At 43.2% G+C, this 16,997-nt stretch carries 17 protein-coding genes; 8 read left to right on the forward strand and 9 right to left on the reverse strand.

Annotated features, from left to right (window positions below; all coding sequences use genetic code 11):
- Positions 1-5 precede the first annotated feature (5 nt).
- Positions 6-3,140, reverse strand: coding sequence for a SusC/RagA family TonB-linked outer membrane protein (locus tag BHV72_RS05080; RefSeq protein ID WP_286855015.1), 3,135 nt, complete (start codon positions 3,138-3,140; stop codon positions 6-8).
- A 109-nt stretch (positions 3,141-3,249) separates the two neighbouring features.
- Here BHV72_RS05080 and BHV72_RS05085 point away from each other — a divergent pair, with 109 nt between their 5' ends.
- From BHV72_RS05085 to BHV72_RS05100, 4 genes are all read left to right on the forward strand, one after another.
- Positions 3,250-3,828 (forward strand): uracil-DNA glycosylase family protein, encoded by a 579-nt coding sequence (locus BHV72_RS05085; protein WP_258909369.1) that lies wholly within the window; start codon positions 3,250-3,252, stop codon positions 3,826-3,828.
- Between the two features lie 41 nt (positions 3,829-3,869).
- A complete protein-coding gene (locus BHV72_RS05090) occupies positions 3,870-4,223 on the forward strand; it encodes an arsenate reductase family protein (protein ID WP_005679447.1) in 354 nt (117 codons plus the stop codon).
- A gap of 423 nt (positions 4,224-4,646) precedes the next feature.
- On the forward strand, positions 4,647-6,206 hold the full coding sequence (locus tag BHV72_RS05095) for a beta-N-acetylhexosaminidase (protein WP_122336683.1): 1,560 nt from the start codon (positions 4,647-4,649) through the stop codon (positions 6,204-6,206).
- On the forward strand, positions 6,197-6,343 hold the full coding sequence (locus BHV72_RS05100; RefSeq protein ID WP_286855016.1) for a hypothetical protein: 147 nt from the start codon (positions 6,197-6,199) through the stop codon (positions 6,341-6,343). Before BHV72_RS05095 ends, BHV72_RS05100 begins: the two co-directional genes overlap by 10 nt.
- Before the next feature lie 147 nt (positions 6,344-6,490).
- Here the strand turns inward: BHV72_RS05100 and BHV72_RS05105 are convergent, their stop codons facing one another.
- Positions 6,491-8,326, reverse strand: coding sequence for a vWA domain-containing protein (locus BHV72_RS05105; protein WP_149928006.1), 1,836 nt, complete (start codon positions 8,324-8,326; stop codon positions 6,491-6,493).
- Positions 8,327-8,481: 155 nt separating this feature from the next.
- Here BHV72_RS05105 and BHV72_RS05110 point away from each other — a divergent pair, with 155 nt between their 5' ends.
- Complete coding sequence (locus BHV72_RS05110) at positions 8,482-9,051, forward strand: RNA polymerase sigma factor (protein WP_022042479.1); 570 nt, start codon at positions 8,482-8,484, stop codon at positions 9,049-9,051.
- Positions 9,048-10,265 (forward strand): energy transducer TonB, encoded by a 1,218-nt coding sequence (locus tag BHV72_RS05115; RefSeq protein WP_286855017.1) that lies wholly within the window; start codon positions 9,048-9,050, stop codon positions 10,263-10,265. Before BHV72_RS05110 ends, BHV72_RS05115 begins: the two co-directional genes overlap by 4 nt.
- Positions 10,266-10,291: 26 nt before the next feature.
- Here BHV72_RS05115 and BHV72_RS05120 read toward each other — a convergent pair whose 3' ends face one another.
- The 6 genes from BHV72_RS05120 to BHV72_RS05145 form a co-directional block, all read right to left on the reverse strand.
- Positions 10,292-11,164, reverse strand: coding sequence for a pyridoxamine kinase (locus tag BHV72_RS05120; RefSeq protein WP_005680270.1), 873 nt, complete (start codon positions 11,162-11,164; stop codon positions 10,292-10,294).
- A 466-nt stretch (positions 11,165-11,630) separates the two neighbouring features.
- Complete coding sequence (locus tag BHV72_RS05125; RefSeq protein ID WP_005679437.1) at positions 11,631-12,212, reverse strand: LutC/YkgG family protein; 582 nt, start codon at positions 12,210-12,212, stop codon at positions 11,631-11,633.
- Complete coding sequence (locus BHV72_RS05130; RefSeq protein ID WP_005679436.1) at positions 12,209-13,594, reverse strand: lactate utilization protein B; 1,386 nt, start codon at positions 13,592-13,594, stop codon at positions 12,209-12,211. The genes BHV72_RS05125 and BHV72_RS05130 overlap by 4 nt, the downstream gene beginning before the upstream one ends.
- Positions 13,591-14,331 (reverse strand): (Fe-S)-binding protein, encoded by a 741-nt coding sequence (locus BHV72_RS05135; protein WP_005679435.1) that lies wholly within the window; start codon positions 14,329-14,331, stop codon positions 13,591-13,593. The genes BHV72_RS05130 and BHV72_RS05135 overlap by 4 nt, the downstream gene beginning before the upstream one ends.
- A 51-nt stretch (positions 14,332-14,382) precedes the next feature.
- Positions 14,383-14,928 carry a 7-carboxy-7-deazaguanine synthase QueE gene (locus BHV72_RS05140; protein ID WP_122336680.1) on the reverse strand — a complete coding sequence of 182 codons (546 nt, stop codon included), beginning with the start codon at positions 14,926-14,928 and terminating at the stop codon, positions 14,383-14,385.
- A gap of 30 nt (positions 14,929-14,958) precedes the next feature.
- Complete coding sequence (locus BHV72_RS05145) at positions 14,959-15,348, reverse strand: 6-pyruvoyl trahydropterin synthase family protein (protein ID WP_005679433.1); 390 nt, start codon at positions 15,346-15,348, stop codon at positions 14,959-14,961.
- 128 nt (positions 15,349-15,476) lie between these two features.
- Here BHV72_RS05145 and BHV72_RS05150 point away from each other — a divergent pair, with 128 nt between their 5' ends.
- The gene (locus BHV72_RS05150; RefSeq protein WP_005680267.1) at positions 15,477-15,836 is read left to right on the forward strand and encodes a YbaN family protein; all 360 of its coding nucleotides are present in this window, start codon (positions 15,477-15,479) and stop codon (positions 15,834-15,836) included.
- On the opposite strand, the gene BHV72_RS05155 is transcribed toward BHV72_RS05150, so the two are convergent.
- Entirely contained in the window at positions 15,806-16,372 is a 567-nt protein-coding gene (locus BHV72_RS05155) for a 5'-methylthioadenosine/S-adenosylhomocysteine nucleosidase family protein (protein ID WP_055172930.1), read from the reverse strand. The genes BHV72_RS05150 and BHV72_RS05155 overlap by 31 nt on opposite strands.
- Before the next feature lie 325 nt (positions 16,373-16,697).
- On the opposite strand from BHV72_RS05155, the gene BHV72_RS05160 reads away from it, so the two are divergent.
- A complete protein-coding gene (locus BHV72_RS05160) occupies positions 16,698-16,991 on the forward strand; it encodes a coiled-coil domain-containing protein (protein WP_005679429.1) in 294 nt (97 codons plus the stop codon).
- The last annotated feature ends 6 nt before the right edge of the window (positions 16,992-16,997 follow it).

The raw sequence follows: 16,997 nt of genomic DNA on the forward strand, positions 1-16,997 counted from the left end.
TATCTTTAGAATTCACATTTCACAGTAAAGCCCAGACTTCGTGTTGTCGGCATACCAAACACTTCAATTCCCTGATTATCATTTCCGGTAGAAAGTACTAAATCCGGGTCAAAAGGAGCTTTCTTATACAGGAAACAAAGATTACGCGCAACGAAAGCAAGCTGCAAATCTTTCAGCACTTTCGTTTTCTGCATCCATTTTTTCGGAAAAGTATAGTTCAGTGAGACTTCCCGCAAACGAAGATTTGTAGCATCATACATATAATATTCCGTCACTCCGGCACGTCCGCCCACTATATTCTTATAAAAACCTTTCACATTGTCTATCTGCTGTCCTTCAAGAGTTACATATCCTCTGTCACGAGCCAGCGCTGTCACTTGGGACACCCCGTAGAGATCCATTTCCGCCTGTGTCTGCGAAAGTATCTTGCCGCCATAACGCCAATCCAACAATAAGTAGAGACTGAAGCCTTTGTAAGAGAATGTATGGTTCCACCCCATTATAAAACGTGGATTGGCATTGCCCACCTTTATTGTATTCCCTTCACCTTCAACAGCCGGAAGGCCTTTATGGTCGCCCTCGGTCTGATAGACAATATTCCCTTCGGCATCACGCACGAAAGCCTTACCATAAATATCTCCGATAGAACCACCTTTCACCAACTTCATCGCATAACTGGATGAGAAACTGCTCGGTCCATAAACTAACTCTTTCAGTTCTTCATGCAGTTCTTTGATCTTATTTCTATTGGACGAGAAATTCAAAGATGTTTTCCATGTAAAATCCGGAGTAAGTACCGGAGTGGCATCTACGGTCAGTTCCCAACCACGGTTTTGTATATCTCCGGCATTTACATACCTGTATGCATACATATCTCCGGCAAGGGCGGGAAGTTTGAAAAACTGATTATGAGTATTGGTGCGGTAATAAGTCAGATTGAAGCCTAAGCGACTTTGGAAGAACCTCCATTCCGTACCCACCTCTACCGAATGGGTCATTTCCGGTTCCATTTCCTTAAAAGGAGCGGCGTCATTCGCCTGGAGCTCTCCCCCGGCAGTAATATGTGAAACGGAGTTTGTGATAAACTGAGGAATATCATTACCTACCTTACTGTATGTTCCCCGTAGTTTGGCAAAAGAAATCCATTCGGGAAGTTGTATCCATTTGTCTATAAGAAAAGAAAGACCGGCAGAAGGATAAAAGAATCCGGATTTCTCATGGCTTGTATATGCCAAAGTCGATGCCCAGTCATTACGGGCTGTTAAATCAAGGAATACCTTATCCTGATAGCCAACTTGTGCCGTACCAAATACGGACTGTAACTGGCGTCGGGAATCTATCTTCTGGTCAATGCTGGCGGAACCGTTCATTACGATATTAGCCAAATTAAACACATTGGCATACTTCAAAGAAGCATTCTTGGAATCGTAACGGGTGGAATTGACATTTTTATCATTGATACTCCCACCAATGGCCACATCCAACGCAAAATCCTCCCATTTCCTCTTCCCCATAGCCATGACATCACCGTAAATCAACGTTTCCTGATAATCCATTTCAATATAACGCCCGTTTGCCCCACATAAAGCGGGAGCAGTAGAAGCATAAAATTTCTGGCGCATCTTATCGGATATATAATCAACACTACCACGAGCCTGGACAGTCAGCCAACTATTTATCCTCAAATTCGCTGAGAGAGAGATGATGCTACGCATACGTGTCTCCTTACTTTGTATACGGTTCTGTATCCAATAAGGATTCTGCTCAAAATCTTCTGTAAAAGTATGCCAATTTTGTATCCCCAGTTTCCGTTCCGGATCGTATATTTCATAATTATCCTTATAATAAGACAAATCTTCCCCACGGGGAAAACGATAAAGGCCGACCAGAGGATTCATGTAAAAACCTCCCGATACAGGTTTGTTCTTTACAATCTGTCGCATCACGTTCACATTACCGTCCAATTTCAGACGTTGATTGAACATTACAGCTGTTTCCCGCAAGTTGATGTTATGCTTTGTCAGTTGATTCTTGTCTACAATACCACGTCCGGTAGTATTGGCATAAGAGAAATAAGTCTGTATCTTTTCATTTCCATAATTGACGGATACGGAAGTAATGGAAGTTAATCCGGTACGAAAAAAATCATTCAGTTCATTGGAGATAGGCAGATACGCTTTTTCTCCCCAACTATCTACAACATCACTCACCCCATAGCAGTTCTGCATTTTAGGAAGACTGAATGCTTTGTCAAATGTCAATCCGGTGGAGAAATAAATATTCCTCTGTCCGGCAGTATTACCTTTCTTGGTAGTAATCAGAATAACCCCATTCGCAGCCTGACTTCCATACAAAGCTGCTGCCGGAGCACCTTTCAAGATACTGATACTTTCCACATCCTCCGGATTCAAATTGGAGATACCGTCACCTCCGTCCCGGTTTCCGGCATTTGCAGTACCACCGATTGCAGAATAAGCTTGTTCAGTACCGATATTCAACATCGGCACGCCGTCTATGACATAAAGAGGCTGATTATCACCGGATGCGGAACGAATCCCCCGAAGACTCACTTTCGCAGAACCTCCTATACCGGAGGAATTTTTATTTATCTGCACTCCCGCAGCCTTGCCGGCAAGAGCTGTTATCATATTAACCTCTTTCATACGGGTGAGTTCCTCCCCTTTCACTTTCTGAATGGAATATGCTAAAGAAGCCTCTTTTTTTTCAAGACCAAGAGCAGTTATAATCACATTGTCAAGCATCACTGTATTTTCACGAAGCTGTATCTCAAGTGTCTTTCTACCCCCTACACTGACTTCTATGCTCTCGTGCCCCACAAAAGAAACTTGCAAGACCGCACTATCCGGCACAGATAAGATGAAATTTCCTTCAATGTCTGTCACAGTTCCACGGGTTCCCCCTTTCTCTCGTATCGTTGCACCAATAAGAGGTTCACCACTGACATCAACAACACGTCCCCTTACTGTTGAATTATCAGCAGAGGCTTTTCTCACCGTTTCCCTAAACACCGGCCGCTTTGAAGCGTAACAGTTCTCTCCTAGAAAAAAGAATAATCCTATAAGACAATAACTTATAAAAATTCTTTTTTTCAATGATATTCTAATAAATCGTGTATTCATTATGCCACAAAAATAACTAAATATTTTAAATATAGTAATTTTTTATCTTGATTTTGAGGGAAATGAACAATATCATTATTTTTGTAGGAAATTAAAATGATACATAAAAATGGAAATCGAAAAACATCCGTTAAAACCGTTTCTTCCTGCGAAAGCAAAGCTGCTCATGCTCGGCAGTTTTCCGCCACAAAAAAAACGTTGGTCAATGGATTTTTATTATCCGAACCTCAATAATGATATGTGGCGCATCTTCGGGATTTTATTCTTCGATGACAAGGATTATTTTCTGAATGAGACACGGAAAGTATTTTGCCGCGAACGAATTATTGATTTTCTGAATGAAAAGGGAATTGCTTTGTTCGATACCGCTTCATCCATTCGCCGATTACAAGATAATGCATCGGATAAATTTCTCGAAGTAGTGGAAGCTACTGACGTGACAGCACTGCTCCGGCAACTTCCCGAATGTAAAGCTATTGTCACTACGGGACAGAAAGCCACAGATACTCTCCGCCAACAATTCAACGTAGAGGAACCCAAAGTCGGCGATTACTCGGAATTTATTTTCGAAGGTCGCGCCATGCGGCTCTACCGAATGCCTTCCTCATCACGGGCATACCCATTGGCATTAGACAAGAAAGCGACTGCTTACCGGATTATGTATCAGGATTTGCAAATTCTTTCTTAAATATATATATGTAATAGTAATCATTAAACAATAAATTGCGTATGAAACCTCTGTTTTTACAATACCCGGCATGTAGTACTTGCCAAAAAGCCAAGAAGTGGTTAACAGAAAATAACATTGAATACACCAATCGACTTATCGTAGAAGAAAATCCTACAATAGAAGAATTAAGAGCATGGATTCCGCGTAGCGGTCTGCCTATCAAGAAATTCTTCAACACTAGCGGTTTGGTTTATAAAGAACTGAAACTGAGCGAAAAGCTCCCAAACATGAGCGAGGAGGAACAGATCGCATTGCTTGCTACAAACGGAAAATTAGTAAAACGACCACTAGTAGTAACAGACAGCTTTGTATTGGTCGGTTTCAAGCCCGATGAGTGGGAAAAATTAAAATAGTTCAAAACTTATTTACCCTAACGCTTGCAGATTCGGAAGTTTCTACTACCTTTGCAGCCGCAAACACGGGAGTAGCTCAGTTGGTAGAGCACCGGTCTCCAAAACCGGGTGTCGGGAGTTCGAGCCTCTCCTCCGACTGTTTGCGGTTTTATCTCTTATATTGAAGTACATCATCAGTGTCCCATTAAAATTGGGACGTTTCAAAAATTAAATAAATCTGTTCCAATAGATAGACCTTAATCAATCAGAGCTGTCCGAAGTACTTATTATAACGGACAGTTCTTTCTTATCCTTCTCTGATTTCGTAAATTATATCAAAAAATAATTGTTTTTTTGGAATAGATTTGTACTTTTAGGACTTGAATAAGTGCAAGTTATTCCCTTATTTTACTTACGAAATCCAAATAAACACATATATATCTTATGAAATATCTATTCCTAACGATTTTCTTTCTCGCATCATTTGCAGTTATCGCCTGTGGGCAAATTGTATTTCCTTCCCCCAATCAAGTGGAAATGCAAAAAGGCTACCTGACTTTAAGAAAAAAGATTTCCATATACGCTGAAGATACCACAACTTTTTATTTAAGTCTTTTCCGTACAGAAGTACTTCATAACGCTTCTGTCAAATGGACGAAGAAAGCATCTAAAGCCGAAATCCGCTGGATGACCGATTCTTCACTTCCTCCCGAAGGTTATCGGATAAATATCAGTCCGCGACAAATGGTGATAGCCGCCTCTGATAAAAGAGGATTCACTCATGCAGTACAAACCTTGCGGCAATGGGTTACTGGTTCAACAGGAATTCTCACCTTCGCCTGTGCTGATATTTCCGATTCTCCCCGTACGCCATGGCGTTGTTTTCTGCTAGATTCCGGACGTCAATACCAGAAAATATCCACTATCAAGAAATATATTGATATGGTTTCATTACTTAAAATGAATTATTTCCATTGGCATTTGACCGAAGGACTAGGTTGGCGAATCGAAATCAAACAATATCCGCGTCTTGCACAGATAGGAGGCTCGGTAGGAAAAGGAGAAGAACAACAAGGATTTTATACACAGAAAGAGATACAGGAAATTATCGAATATGCCAGCGAACGAAACATAACCGTCGTTCCTGAAATTGATATGCCGGGGCATGCCGAAGCAGCACTTTCCGCTTATCCGGAACTCGGTTGTTTCGGTCAACCTGTTGAAGTACCACAGCACGGATTTACTCAAAATATATTTTGTGCAGGAAAAGAAGAAGTCCTACATTTCCTGAAAAATATATTGGATGAGGTATGCGCTATTTTCCCTTCACCCTATATACATTTGGGAGGAGACGAAGCCCCGAAAGGTAATTGGGACAAATGTCCGGATTGCCAAAACAGAATTGCAGCAATGAATCTGAAAGATAGCCATGATCTGCAATTATGGTTTTCGGCACAAATGGCGGATTATCTGAAGTCGAAAGGACGAAAGGCCATATTCTGGGGGGATGTAGTTTATCATGACGGATATCCGTTACCGGACAACATAGTAATTCAATGGTGGAACTACCGTGGGCACAAAGAGCTAGCACTTCGGAATGCAATTAAACACCATTATCCAGTCATTTGCAGTTCCAATTATTATACGTATCTGAACTTCCCGGTCACTCCCTGGAGAGGATATACCAATACACGTACCTTCGACCTGAAAGACATATATCAGAACAATCCTTCCGACAAGGCGATCAACCAAAAGGACCCTTTAATTCTTGGCATGACTTGTGCTTTGTGGACTGACGACGGAGTTACAGAACGAATGATAGACCGGCGTCTGTTTCCCCGTATCTTGGCATTGGCAGAACAAATGTGGTATCAGGGAGAGAGACTTGACTTTACCCGGTTCCACCAAAACATCCTTCAACGAAAAGAATGGTTCGAACAAATGGGATTCGAATTCGGACCGGCCTTAAAAAGTGAAGTAAAGAAAGGGTATCAATGGGATTAAAAGAAATAGAAACACCCAATGCCATGATTAGTTACTTTGCCGAACAACTCGGTCCACTGATAGAGAAAAGCGAAATAAAACAACTCACCTATTTATATTGGGAATTGATGAGAAAGGCGGGAAGCGGAAATCTATAAAGAAAAGAGTTCGGCAAGATATCGCCAAAGTTATTTCGTTGGTGTATCCTCCCGAACTCTTACTAGCCGATAACAATATCAATGATTACTTAATTATATGTCTGTCACCATTCAAACAGAGAACTTACTTATACTAACAGGATATATTTATTTCTCTTGCTGTATTCCCTTAGCAGCCTCAACCAAACGGACAAATTCTCTCCTGTATCCTTTATCATCATGATCCAATCCCTGTTTAGCCAGACTGATTACTTTGTCATAAGTAGCCTCACCCTTGAAATTAGAATCCCGGAGTAACTGCCCGAACATAGCTACGGCAGACGCAAAACGGAAATCGGAAGATACATTGTTACCTTTATTATCCACAAAAGGAAGTTCTATTTTCCTGCTGACATCTTTATCTGGAGCCTTATAGCGGAGTTTCACTGTCAGAAGTTCGTCAGAACCGGTAGGCTTCACACTCACTTTTTCTTTCTTCTGATATTTCAATTCATCCACCTTTCCTGCATACGTATTCTTTCCTCCTACCGGAATCACTTCATAGAAAGCCGTCACCGTGTGCCCTGCGCCCATATCTCCGGCGTCTTTTGCATCATTATTGAAATCTTCATCTTTCAGCAGACGACTTTCATAACCTACCAGACGATACGCTTGTACTTGTGCCGGATTAAATTCAACCTGTAACTTAACATCTTTCGCCACCGTATGAAGCGTAGCGCCAAACTCACCGACCAGCACACGGTTGGCTTCCTGCAAATTATCTATATAAGCATGGTTACCATTTCCCTTTTCGGCAAGTACCTGAATCTTTTTATCTTTGTAGTTACCCATTCCATACCCCAGTACAGTCAGGAACACTCCACTTTTCCGTTCTCTCTCGATTAGCTGTTCCAGTCCTTCTGCCGAAGAAACACCTACATTGAAGTCACCGTCAGAACAAAGGATAATACGGTTATTACCATTAGAGATAAAATTCTTCTTCGCTATTTTATAAGCCAGCATAATACCTGCGCCACCGGCAGTTGAACCTCCCGCCGTCAGTTCATCTATCGCTTCACGAATCTTCTGCTTGTCACTGCCCGAAGTCGATTCAAGTTTTACACCGGCACTTCCTGAATAGGTAACAATGGCTACTTTATCCTTATCACGCAAGTTATTGACCAACAATTTAAGAGAAGACTTCACCAAATCCAACCGATTGGCTCCCCACATAGAACCGGACACGTCAATCAGAAATACCAGATTGGAGGCAGGCAAGTTATCCGTAGGAATCTCCTTTGCTTTCAGTCCGATACGGACAAGACGGTTAGCAGGATTCCAAGGACAGGCTCCGGCTTCCATTGTAATCTTCACAGGGTCGTTTCCGGTCGGTTTCGGATAGTCATAAGAAAAGTAATTGACCAGTTCTTCCGTACGGACAGCATCTACCGGAGGCAACTCACCTTTATTGACAAACCGACGCATATTACTGTAAGAAGCTGCATCTACATCAATGGAGAAAGTAGAAAGCGCTGCATCCGCCACCTCTTTGAAGCCATTTTCCTGAAAGGAACCATATTCTTCCGTATTCACACACATATCATACGCAGGTGTAGGACATATCGCCATATAAGCACTTGTTATAGCCTTAGCCTTCCGGGTTCCGTAGCCAACCACCACGCATTCTTCCAACGCAACCTCATCAGCTTTCATCCTGATATCCAGTCTGGCAGATTTGACGACTCTGCTTTCTTGTTTGTATCCGATAAACTGAAACAACAACGTCTCCCCTTTCTTCGCTTGAATAGCATATTGTCCATTTACATTTGTCACCGTACCTTTGGTAGTACCTTTCAGCATTACAGAACAACCGACAATCGGAGTCCCGTCCGCAACATCCGTCACCGTACCCGTCACAGTCAGCGTCTGCGCGTTCACCACACCTAAAGAAACAACTGCCATGAGCAGTACGAGCATCATTGCTCTGAATTGATTTGCTTTCATAACTTTATCGTTTTAAAATGTTACTATTAATTCGCTTTTGATATAGAGATGCAGATTTCACACAGATTCCATAAACCGATTGAAGTTTTTTTTATTTTTCTTCCGACAGTTGCTATATTTAGTCCCAATCCCTATCTTTGGCAACAAAAACAGTTTTGTTTTTCAAAAGAAACATATCAAAACTATCGGACGAGGAATTACTGACACATTATACAAAGTCCGGTGATACGGAATATTTCGGTGAGCTATACAACCGTTATATCCCGTTACTGTATGGACTTTGCCTGAAATATCTGCAAGATGAAGACCGTGCACAGGAAGCGGTGATGCAATTGTTTGAAGATTTATTGCCGAAAACGGGCAACTACGAGATAAAAGTCTTCAAGCCGTGGCTCTACCGGGTAGCCAAGAATCATTGTCTGCAACTTCTGCGAAAAGAAAACAAAGAAATTCCGTTAGATTATACGATCAACGTTATGGAATCCGACGAATTTCTGCATCTATTAAGTGAAGAGGAAAGTCCGGAGGAACAACTGAAGGCATTGCATCACTGTCTTGAAAAGTTGCCCGAAGAACAACGGACCAGCATTACACGTTTCTTTTTAGAAGAAATGTCGTATGCCGATATCGTCGAACAGACCGGATTTACTCTGAACAATGTGAAAAGCTATATCCAAAACGGAAAGCGAAACTTAAAAAATTGTATCAAGAAACAGGCCCTATGAAACTATTAGACTACATACGAGGACTCCGCAAAGGAAAAGAGGCACATCGACTGGAGAAAGAGTCGATGAAAGACCCTTTTCTGGCCGATGCTATGGACGGATATGGTCAAGTGGAGGGAAATCATGAACAACGAATCGGGCAACTGCGGATGCAGGTCTCGGCTCGTGCCACAAAGAAAAGGAATCTTTCAAAGAAACAGAATTCGTATGCTGTCACTTGGAGCATTGCCGCCTGCCTGGTAATCGGTATCGGTATCAGCTGTTATTTCCTGTTCCTTAAAAAGAGGATGACGGATGATGTATTCATCGCTAAAGAAGAGATTCCTTCAGTGGTATTTGAACCTATTAGTCCGAAAGAAGAAATTTCTTCTTTAGCAGAAACTAAGATAAAGCAGGATTCCACTCACGAAGTCACTGCGACGCCAACGGATAAGAAAGATATAGTAGCCAAGAGCAAATCTATTCCAAAGACTCAAAGTGCACCGGTAGCAATAACGCCGGTTATTGAGGAAACCGTCGGGCGGACAGATATACAAGAGGAAAGAATAGTAGCGGATACGGATACTTCACTTTCCGAAGTTCATCAATTGAAGGCAGCCAAAGCAGCCACCCCCAATCTGAACCTGATAAAAGGTAAAGTGACGGATGAAAAAGGAGAACCTATCATCGGAGCCAGTGTAGCATATACCGGTACGAATATTGGTACAGTAACAGACCTCAACGGTGAGTTCATATTGAAAAAAGAAAAAGGCAACAAGCAACTGACAGCACAGTTCATCGGTTACGAACCGGTGGAGATTCCCGTAGATACCAGCCGGACAATGCTGATAGCCATGAATGAAGACCAACAAGCACTTAGTGAAGTAGTGGTAGTGGGGTATGGCAAAAAGAAGAAGTCCAACGTCGCCGGTGCTACGGCAAAAATAAATTTAAAGGCAAAAGAAAAATACAAGACGCCGCAACCGGTGATAGGTAAGCGCAAATACAAGAAATATCTGGAAGAAAATCTGATTCGTCCGAATGACGAGTCATGTAAGGATGTGAAAGGAGAAGTAGTCCTCTCTTTCTTTGTAGATAAAGAAGGAAGGCCACAGAATATCACTGTCGTTCACGGGTTATGCGAATCTGCCGACAAAGAAGCAATCCGGCTTGTCAAAGAAGGTCCGAAGTGGACGTCCGGCGACCTTCCGACAAGAGTTACGGTAGAGTTTTGATTTCTCTTGCATTCATCTGATTTCTCTTATATTAATTCGTAGCTGGCCATTTGTATCGGCATATCCAGGTTATGGAGCACTTTCTCCAGCAGGATACCTTCCCGATTGTCATATTCATAGCCGAAAGTGGCACGGATTCCTTGCAGGATAAACTGTGTGGCACGGTCTAGAGCCATTGGAAGGCTGTCGCCCTGCATCAACGAACCGGTAATCACGCTGGTGAAAGTATCTCCCGTGCCGGGATAATGGGCGGGAAGATACGGACAGGTTACTTTCCAGTAACGATTTCCCTGACGGTTGTACGCATAAACCGAGGTTTTGTGAGGCTCATCGTGCACAGGAACACTTGTGATGATAACGACTTGCGGACCTTTGTCGGACAGGAGACGAAGATATTCTTTCAGTTCTTCGTCTGTATTGTCCGCTTTATAAGGTTTATCCAGCAAATAGAACAGCTCGGTCATATTGGGTGTAACCACATCCGCCTTCTTTATCAAGTGACGCATTTCCTTCACCATTTCCATATCAAAATTGGTATATAGTCTGCCGTTATCTCCCAGTACAGGGTCGGCTACGATCAGGCTGTCCTCATGGCGGAAGTCATTGATAAAATCGGAAACAATCTGAATCTGTTTCGGAGAACCCAGATAACCGGTGTAAATAGCGTCGAACTGCACATTCAGCTTTTTCCATTGGGCGATAATCTTGGGCATTTCATCCGTCAGGTCCAGAAAGGAGAAGTCGGGATATTGCGTATGATTGGACAATACCGCCGTCGGCAAGGGGCAAACTTGAAAACCCATAGACGACAGAATGGGGATAACGACTGTGAGAGAAACACGCCCCATACCGGAAAGGTCATGAACGGCAGCTATTTTCTTTACTTTATTTGCATACATATTTGTTACAATTAGACAATTATTATTCTTATCGATGCGAAAGAAGAGCGGAATCCTTGTTTTCACTCTCTCCAAACAGAGGCTCTATTTAGGGAAAACGAAGGCTCTGTTTCAGTGAAATGAAGGCTCTGTTTACACTAAATAGAGGCTCTGTTTTTAGAAAGAACAGAACCTCTGTTTTTTTAATGGAAGTTCTGTTTGTTCTTGTCCTAACAAAATTACGCTTCCATGGCTCAATCTGGTTTAAAGTTCTGATTCCTCTCCTTTCGGAAAAGAGGGAGGGCTGAAGGCCGGGGTGGCAGGCAGGCAGTTACACAATGTTGATAATATGCGGTTCATGTATTCACCTACCACCTCCCCCTACGGGTACTCCTCCTTCCAGAAGGAGGAGAATTGTAGATACTATCGACTTAAGGCGGGCTCATTGTTTTTAAATCAAATAGATTCTGGAATAAATGAACCGGAGCTATGTCAAAATCACCAATACTTCCCGTGCCCCATGTGCTCCCATAACCAACGCCTGTTCGATGTCCGCCGTCTTTGACGGACCGGAGATGAACGTACCGAATTTATAATCCTGCCCGTCCAGTTCACGATAAGCATCATACATTGTATTTACTATTTTATTACGGTCAATCAGAATCACCAACCGTTCGGAGATAAAATAGAGCGCTTTATATTTCACTTCCTGCGGAATCCAGATAGCACCGTTCTCCGCTACACCTATCTCTCCTTTAATCACTGCCACATCTGTTCCGTCCAACTCTTTCGGATCGTCCAGATTATCCGGATTAAACGTTGCACAAGAAATATCCGGCAAGACGGAGGCAATACGCATCGCATCCGGATAGTTCCTGCGGATCACTGCATTTACATCTTCTCCTTCTCCCAACACGACAGCCGTACCGCCCACCGCACGGCTAACGGCACAGAACTGTTCTATCTTATCGGGATAAGCCAACCGTTTCATAGCTGCAATGTCCGGCTTCTCGTAACGAGTTCCGGTATTCTGACGAATACGGGCTAATATTTCTTCCTTACTGCTCATTTTGTTTCCTCCTTTCCCTGTACTTTATTTTTCTTCCACATTTCGTTGAATGACTCTTTTGCAAATTCGGGTAGTTCACGTCCCTTTCCCCAATCATCGAGATCATTGTACTTCATAAAGCGGGGCAGACCGTTTATCACCGGAGCCGCCCACAAAGCCGCATTAAACAGTGCGGGACGTTCCATTAAGAACTTCATGCCACCGGACATGATTTTCTTTCCGGTGTTCGCCTTTCCCAGTCCGTCCAAATCCTGACGCCATTTATAAATCTGTTCCGCCAAATCTACTTTCACGGGACAGACATCGGAGCAGGATATGCACAAAGAACAGGCGGAAAGATTATCGTAATACTTCTCCGGGTCATGTGCCATACCGAGATTGATTCCGATAGGCCCGGGAATAAAGTAGGTGTAAGAGTATCCCCCACTCCGGCGATATACCGGACAGGTATTCATGCATGCACCGCAACGGATGCAGTTCAATGTCTTGATGTGATCCGGCTTGGAAAGTATGGTACTGCGGCCGTTATCCACGATGATAATATGGTATTCACCGCCTTCGCGGGGACGACGGTAATGAGAAGTATAGGTGGTCACCGGCTGTCCGGTAGCCGAACGGGCAAGCAGTCGGGTAAATACCCCCAAAGCGTCCAAATCCGGCACAATCTTTTCCATACCGAAGGCGGCGATATTCAGTTTCGGGAAAGAAGTCCCCATATCGGCATTTCCTTCATTGGTACAGACCACGATATCACCGGTAGAGGCCACGGCAAAGTTCGCGCCCGTCATGGCTGCTTCCGCATTCAGGAAAAGGTGGCGCAGGTTCTTGCGGGCAGCGTGCGTCAGGTAAGTCGGGTCGAAGTTTCCTTTCTCCGTACCCATTTCCTTTTCAAAAAGTTCGCCCACTTGCTCGCGTTTGATGTGAATGGCGGGCAGGACGATGTGGCTCGGTTCAAGATGCATCAGTTGAAGGATACGTTCGCCCAGATCGGATTCCACGACGTCAATGCCGCGCTCCATTAAAAAGGGGTTCAGTCCGCATTCTTCGGCAAGCATAGACTTGCTCTTGATAAAATGACGCACATTATGTTCGTTCAGAATCTCGTAGACAATGGCACAATATTCATCGGCATCTTTCGCCCAATGAACGATTGCTCCGTTGGCGGTGGCATTCTTCTCAAATTCCAGTAAAAGTTCTTCGAGGTGGCTGTTGGAATATAGTTTCAACTCACAAGCCTTGTTGCGCAGTTCCTCCCATTCGGGAACTTCCTTGCTCATCTTATCCCTTTTGGCACGGACCAGCCAAAGAGTTTCATTATGCCATGCTGCCATTTTGCTGTCCTGCAAGAATTTCTCGGCAGCCTTTGAATGTCTGGTACTCATGATTGCGACGCTAAGATTTCTACTATATGGATAATTCTAATCGGCAGATGTTCCCGTTCGATGACGCCTTGCATGTGCATCAGGCAGGAACTGTCCGCCCCGACAATGTATTCGGCTCCGGTAGCTATATGGTCTTTCACCTTGTCACGTCCCATACAGACGGATACCGCCTGTTCTTCTACCGCAAACATTCCCCCGAAGCCGCAGCACTCGTCAATATGGCTCGGTTCAAAGACTTCGATACCTTCCACAAGATTTAGCAAATCACGCAACTTATTGTAATAAGGGATATTCAACTCGCTCGGAGCGGAATTAAACAATTCGCGCACGCCATGACAACTGTTGTGTATGCTGACCTTATGCGGAAAGCGTGCAGGCAGTTTCGACGGTTTTATCACATCGTGAATAAAATCACAGAGGTCATAAATCTTTCCCGCACTTTGGCAAACGTGCCCTTCTTTCTTCAAAATACCGGGATGATTCTCTTTCACAAAAGCCACACAACTGGCCGAGGGACCGACGATATAATCGTACTCCCGGAACAGGTCGTCAAAACGGAGCGCCAACTTAGCCGATTCACCTTCAAAACCGGCATTTGCCATTGGCTGTCCGCAACAGGTCTGATCCAACGGATAATCGACGTCTACTCCCAAACTTTTCAATAGTCTATACGATGCCACCCCTACATTGGGATAAATAGCATTGATATAACAAGGAATAAACAAACCTACTTTCATAATATATTATGTAAAAATTATAAGCATCCTCTGCTACATCCGCCTATGTGTCTAGCGGATATCAATTAGTTTGTGCGTTTGCAGGCTGAGTCTCCAGTTGGGATGTCGCATGACGCAATCCACCGTATCAGCAGTATTAATACAAGAACAAGGCTGGAGGAAAAAATGTTCGGCGGGAAGTAGTTCAAAAATACTGATATCTTGTCCTTCGTAGACTACTTTCACTTCATCGATCCGGTTGATCTTCAGCTCCACGCCTTGTTTGGGCGAGCAAGTCACCCAGTCGACAGATTCGGGCAAGGGGTTCGTACCGTTGGTTTCTACGGTCACGTATTTACCGGCTTCATGCAAGCGGTCGATCAAGGTGTCGTCTATCCAAAGGGAAGGTTCGCCTCCCGTAAGGACAACGGTTACGGCAGGATATTTCTTAACTTCGGCGATGATTTCATCATCGGTCATCATTGTTCCTTCTTCATGCTGTGTGTCGCAAAAGCTACATTTCAGGTTACATCCGGAGAAACGGATGAAAATAGCAGGAGTCCCGGTATAATATCCCTCCCCCTGCAAACTGTAAAAGATTTCATTAATCTTTCTCATCGTTCACTAATTTGTTTTGTCCGCTATGGTTTATTCTTCCTTATCTTCCGAATGGTCTTTTACATCATTCGAGGCATTGTCTTTTACAGTGTCCTTCTCGTAAATGACAATATTGCCTTCCGACTCCTGTACCTCTACTTTATAGCATTGCGGGATCTGTTTGCACACCCAGCGGGCAATATTCTCTGCGGTGGGATTGAACGGGAGTACTTCATTCAGGTTCTGGTGGTCGAGTTTTTCCATGACCACTTCTTTAATACGGGTGAAATCTACCACCATACCGTCTGCATTGAGTCGTGCCGAACGGCAGTAGACAGTGATAATCCAGTTGTGACCGTGTAGACTGGCGCATTTGCTGCGATACGGGAGCACCAGCTTATGAGAAGCCGATATCTCCAAACGTTTGATTACTGTAAACATTGTTATACGTCTTTTTTTAGGTTATACGCATCTAATGTCACCTCGATGCAATGACAAAGGTAATATAAAAAGAGTTTCCATTCAGCAAATCCGATGTTTTTTTCCTGTTTTTACACTATCTTTGCTGCATGAAAACTCTCTGTATCATTTTAGGAAGCATCTCCCTGGCACTCGGCATTCTCGGTATCTTTCTGCCGTTGTTGCCCACGACTCCTTTTCTGTTACTCACAGCCGCCCTTTATTTCAAGGGTTCGCCACGATTATATAACTGGTTACTGAATCACCGGCACTTCGGTCCTTATATCCGTAACTTCCGCGAGAATAAAGCAATTCCGCTCCGAGCCAAAGTTATCTCACTTGTGCTGATGTGGGGAACAATGCTATATTGCATCTTCTTCCTCATTCCTCTGCTATGGGTAAAAATTCTCTTGGGGTTGATTGCCGCAGGGGTCACTTATCATATTCTCTCTTTCAAGACATTAAGATAGTTGGAAAGTCCCTGACGGGCATCTGCCAGTTTATCTTCCCAATGTTTTACGGAGTTCTGCCCAATAATATCGGTTACATATTTTACGGAGATAAACGGAATTTCCTTGGCACGGCAGACAAATGCCTGTGCATAGGCTTCCATATCTACTACGTCTCCGCTGACGTGAGTCAGTTCTGTCAGGAAGCTATCCCCCGTATTACAAGTTCCATTCTCCGTCCAGTGCCTGCAATAACCTTTCGCTTCGAGCAAAGCTGCAGAATCGATTTCGCATTCGATTCCCAGACCTGCCAGCTTCTGCATATCACGGTCTACAAACTTCCGGCAGACAAAAATATCCCCAACCTGATGATTGACAGCCCCCGCACTTCCGATATTTAAAACCAAGTCGGGTTGCACCTGACGAATAGCCTCAGCCAGATGAAAGGCTGATTTTACTTTACCAATACCTGTGCGGATGTAATAAGGTTCTACATCAGGCCACTTTATTTCCACAAATTCGCCTTGGACGGCGTAAGTTACTAATATCTTCAACATAATACGTTTCCAAAAATAGATTACTATTACTGTTTCTTATGTCACTAGAAACTTTGCAAAGATATAAATATTTTTTTCTTCTGATGTGTTGGTCACTTCAATATCACAATCATTCATCTCAAAACAGATTCCGCCAAAATGACCCATACCTATATTTATTAATAAAGAAGGAAAATGACAATTCAATACAGTACAAAATCTGCTCAAAATACCATTAACAATAGATACCGAATATACTATTTTGAACTAAAAAGAACATTTTATCCCGAAAAGTTTTTGTAATATCAGAGTTAATCGTATTTTTGTGTACAATTTTGGTGTAGTGATGACAGAAGAAGAAAAAAAGTTATTGAAAACCTTTGAAACGCAACTACGGCATTTGATATATATCCACGATGAATTAAAGCGTGAAAATGCCGAATTGAAGAAGCTTCTTGATATGGAAAAGCTAAAAAACGAGAAGGTACAGGCTCAATACGATGAATTGGAAGTCAGCTATACGAACCTAAAGACAGCTACGGCAATCACCCTTAACGGCAGCGACGTAAAAGAGACGAAGTTGCGATTGTCAAAATTAGTGCGTGAAGTCGATAAATGCATCGCTTTGTTGAATGAATAAAGAAGG

The organism is Bacteroides sp. 43_46, from assembly GCF_001915455.1.
Lineage (GTDB): Bacteria > Bacteroidota > Bacteroidia > Bacteroidales > Bacteroidaceae > Bacteroides > Bacteroides caccae.

Bases quoted from the DNA above. Each gene is read 5' to 3' on its own strand.
- BHV72_RS05080 (WP_286855015.1), bottom strand. From the start codon at position 3,140: ATGAATACACGATTTATTAGAATATCATTGAAAAAAAGAATTTTTATA.
- BHV72_RS05085 (WP_258909369.1), top strand. From the start codon at position 3,250: ATGGAAATCGAAAAACATCCGTTAAAACCGTTTCTTCCTGCGAAAGCA.
- BHV72_RS05090 (WP_005679447.1), top strand. From the start codon at position 3,870: ATGAAACCTCTGTTTTTACAATACCCGGCATGTAGTACTTGCCAAAAA.
- BHV72_RS05095 (WP_122336683.1), top strand. From the start codon at position 4,647: ATGAAATATCTATTCCTAACGATTTTCTTTCTCGCATCATTTGCAGTT.
- BHV72_RS05100 (WP_286855016.1), top strand. From the start codon at position 6,197: ATGGGATTAAAAGAAATAGAAACACCCAATGCCATGATTAGTTACTTT.
- BHV72_RS05105 (WP_149928006.1), bottom strand. From the start codon at position 8,326: ATGAAAGCAAATCAATTCAGAGCAATGATGCTCGTACTGCTCATGGCA.
- BHV72_RS05115 (WP_286855017.1), top strand. From the start codon at position 9,048: ATGAAACTATTAGACTACATACGAGGACTCCGCAAAGGAAAAGAGGCA.
- BHV72_RS05120 (WP_005680270.1), bottom strand. From the start codon at position 11,164: ATGTATGCAAATAAAGTAAAGAAAATAGCTGCCGTTCATGACCTTTCC.
- BHV72_RS05125 (WP_005679437.1), bottom strand. From the start codon at position 12,212: ATGAGCAGTAAGGAAGAAATATTAGCCCGTATTCGTCAGAATACCGGA.
- BHV72_RS05130 (WP_005679436.1), bottom strand. From the start codon at position 13,594: ATGAGTACCAGACATTCAAAGGCTGCCGAGAAATTCTTGCAGGACAGC.
- BHV72_RS05135 (WP_005679435.1), bottom strand. From the start codon at position 14,331: ATGAAAGTAGGTTTGTTTATTCCTTGTTATATCAATGCTATTTATCCC.
- BHV72_RS05140 (WP_122336680.1), bottom strand. From the start codon at position 14,928: ATGAGAAAGATTAATGAAATCTTTTACAGTTTGCAGGGGGAGGGATAT.
- BHV72_RS05145 (WP_005679433.1), bottom strand. From the start codon at position 15,348: ATGTTTACAGTAATCAAACGTTTGGAGATATCGGCTTCTCATAAGCTG.
- BHV72_RS05150 (WP_005680267.1), top strand. From the start codon at position 15,477: ATGAAAACTCTCTGTATCATTTTAGGAAGCATCTCCCTGGCACTCGGC.
- BHV72_RS05155 (WP_055172930.1), bottom strand. From the start codon at position 16,372: ATGTTGAAGATATTAGTAACTTACGCCGTCCAAGGCGAATTTGTGGAA.
- BHV72_RS05160 (WP_005679429.1), top strand. From the start codon at position 16,698: ATGACAGAAGAAGAAAAAAAGTTATTGAAAACCTTTGAAACGCAACTA.